This is a genomic window from Mycobacterium sp. TH-M25, from assembly GCF_057473665.1.
The window spans coordinates 1-2,509 of sequence record NZ_JBYCLA010000411.1; the positions used below are offsets into that span (position 1 = coordinate 1).

At 65.1% G+C, this 2,509-nt stretch carries 3 protein-coding genes; 1 reads left to right on the forward strand and 2 read right to left on the reverse strand.

Annotation, left to right across the window (positions count from 1 at the left end; all coding sequences use genetic code 11):
• Positions 1-373: 373 nt before the first annotated feature.
• The gene (locus AC2VOU_RS13800) at positions 374-682 is read left to right on the forward strand and encodes a WhiB family transcriptional regulator (RefSeq protein ID WP_047315539.1); all 309 of its coding nucleotides are present in this window, start codon (positions 374-376) and stop codon (positions 680-682) included.
• On the opposite strand, the gene AC2VOU_RS13805 is transcribed toward AC2VOU_RS13800, so the two are convergent.
• Both AC2VOU_RS13805 and groEL read right to left on the reverse strand, forming a co-directional pair.
• The gene (locus tag AC2VOU_RS13805) at positions 679-1,266 is read right to left on the reverse strand and encodes a CGNR zinc finger domain-containing protein (protein WP_486957896.1); all 588 of its coding nucleotides are present in this window, start codon (positions 1,264-1,266) and stop codon (positions 679-681) included. The genes AC2VOU_RS13800 and AC2VOU_RS13805 overlap by 4 nt on opposite strands.
• A 153-nt stretch (positions 1,267-1,419) precedes the next feature.
• The coding region (gene groEL, locus AC2VOU_RS13810; protein ID WP_486957897.1) for a chaperonin GroEL at positions 1,420-2,509 on the reverse strand (1,090 nt) is incomplete at its 5' end.

Sequence of the window (2,509 nt, forward strand, 5' to 3'; positions counted from 1 at the left end):
CGAGGTCATTAGTAAAATCTGTGTAGCATCTGCGTTACCGAAATATTACCCAGGATCCTCGCAGCCTAATTGCTGGCGCCTAGACAAAGGCCCTGTAAGGCCTCTGACCTGGGGAATCTTGGCATCGATGAGCTCCTTCGTTAGCATGCTTTAAGTTCGGCGAAAGCGTCGCAGATGAACGCAGCGTTAATTCTCTCGCAACGCTGACACATTTTGCCGCGGGGAACGGCTATTGACTGTAATTCGCCAGCCCACCTACCGTCTATGTTGTCGGGTAGTCATCGGTGACGCCACTCCAATCAATGTGCACACTCGCGCGCGTTCGCGAACCCACCCTCCACTTTGGGCGTGCCGTGCAGAGAGGGAATAACTAATGCCACAGCCGGAGCAGCTACCTGGACCTAACGCCGATATCTGGAACTGGCAACTGCAAGGCCTGTGTCGCGGCGTTGACTCGTCGATGTTCTTCCATCCCGACGGGGAGCGTGGCCGTGCCCGGATGCAACGCGAGCAGCGCGCTAAGGAGATGTGCCGACGCTGTCCGGTGATCGAGGAATGCCGTTCTCATGCGCTGGATGTCGGCGAGCCCTACGGCGTTTGGGGCGGTTTGTCCGAATCCGAGCGCGACCTACTCCTCAAGGGCGACCTCGGGCGCACCCGCAGTATCCCTCGCAGCGCCTAGGCCGGCCCCTCATCGCGGGCGGCGCGGGCGCGGTTGCCGCTGGTTTCTGAGCACCATTCGCGGCGGGGGTGGGATCTGACGAAGTACACCACGCATCCTGGGCCGTAGCAGGCGCGCAGCTTCGTCGCGCTGGGTCCGGTGAACATGTCGATCGAGTCGCGCGCGAGTGCAGCCAAGGCGACGCGAGCCGGTGAGGTGGGTACTAGGCGGTCGTGGTGCAGCCGACCACCCCGGATGACGAGTTGGGCGTTGGGCAGTTGTTTGGCCGCCCAGTTCACCGCGGCAACGGCGTCGTCGACGCTGTCGACCGGGGATTGGGCGGCCGGCCGGGGATCGGCTATGGCGAAGGCGGCCAGCCGGCGAAGGGAGTCACGTAGCAGCTTGGCCTCGGCCAGCTCGGCACGACGCGGGTCTCCGCGAACGTCGGCAGCGTATCGATGGTCGACGGTGACCAGCCAATCGCGCAGCGCAGCTGGAGTGGTCAAATCGTCGTGGACACCGGCACTGTCGGCCCAAACCGTGTTCATCAAGCGCACCGGCGCGGGCTCGCTGGGCAGCACCGACACCAGTGCTGGGTTGGTCACACCGAAACCCTATAACGGGTGGTGTTCGTTCCACCCATTAGACCACTCGTCGTGGGCCAACAGCACTACCCACACGGCCGGGACACCGCACGCGTCAACAGAAAGACCCCCGGTATCCGCAGACCGGGGGTCTTTCCTGGGAGTACGCGCTGATTAGTGCGCGTGGCCGTGGTGGTCGCGCTCTTCCGCCTTGGCGGGCTTGTCCACCACCGCGGTCTCGGTGGTGAGCACCATCCGCGCCACCGAGGCCGCGTTGAGCACCGCTGACCTGGTGACCTTGACCGGGTCGACGACACCATCGGCGGCCAAGTCGCCGTAGCTCAACGTGCTGGCATTCAGTCCATGCCCGGCGGGCAGCCCGCTGACCTTGTCGACCACCACCGCGCCGTCCAACCCGGCGTTGGTGGCAATCCAGTACAGCGGTGCCTTGAGCGCGTCGGAAAAGACGTCGACGCCGAGGGCTTCGTCCCCGGTCAGCGACGCACGCAACTGCTTGAGCACCGCGCCGGACTGGATGAGCGCCGATCCGCCGCCCGCGATGATGCCCTCCTCGAGGGCCGCCTTCGCGGCCGCGACGGCGTCCTCGACGCTTTCCTTGCGCTCCTTCAGCGCCGTCTCGGTGGCGGCCCCCACCTTGATGACGGCCACGCCACCGGCCAGCTTGGCCACGCGCTCCTGCAGCTTTTCGCGATCCCATTCCGAGTCGCTGGCCTCGATCTCGGCCCGCAGCTGCTTGACCCGCTTGGCCACGGCGTCGTTGGAGCCGCCGCCGTCGACGATGATCGTGTCGTCCTTGGTGACCACCACGCGGCGGGCCGAGCCCAGCACGTCGGTGCCCACCTCGCGCAGCACCAGGCCAGCGTCGGGGTTGACCACCTGGCCGCCCGTCACGATCGCCAGATCCTCGAGGAAGGCCTTGCGCCGGTCGCCGAAGAACGGCGACTTGACCGCGACGGCCTTGAGCGTCTTGCGGATCGAGTTGACGACCAAAGTCGCCAATGCCTCGCCCTCGATGTCTTCGGCGACGATCAGCAGCGGCTTGCCTGATTCGGCGACCTTCTCGAGCATCGGCAGCAGGTCAGGCAGCGAGCTGATCTTCTCCTGGTGCAGCAGGATCAGCGGATCGTCGAGCACGGCCCGCTGCGAGTCGAAGTCGGTCACGAAATACGCCGACAGGAAACCTTTGTCGAAGCCGACGCCCTCGGTGAACTCCAGCTCGGTGTTCAGCGTCGACGATTCTTCG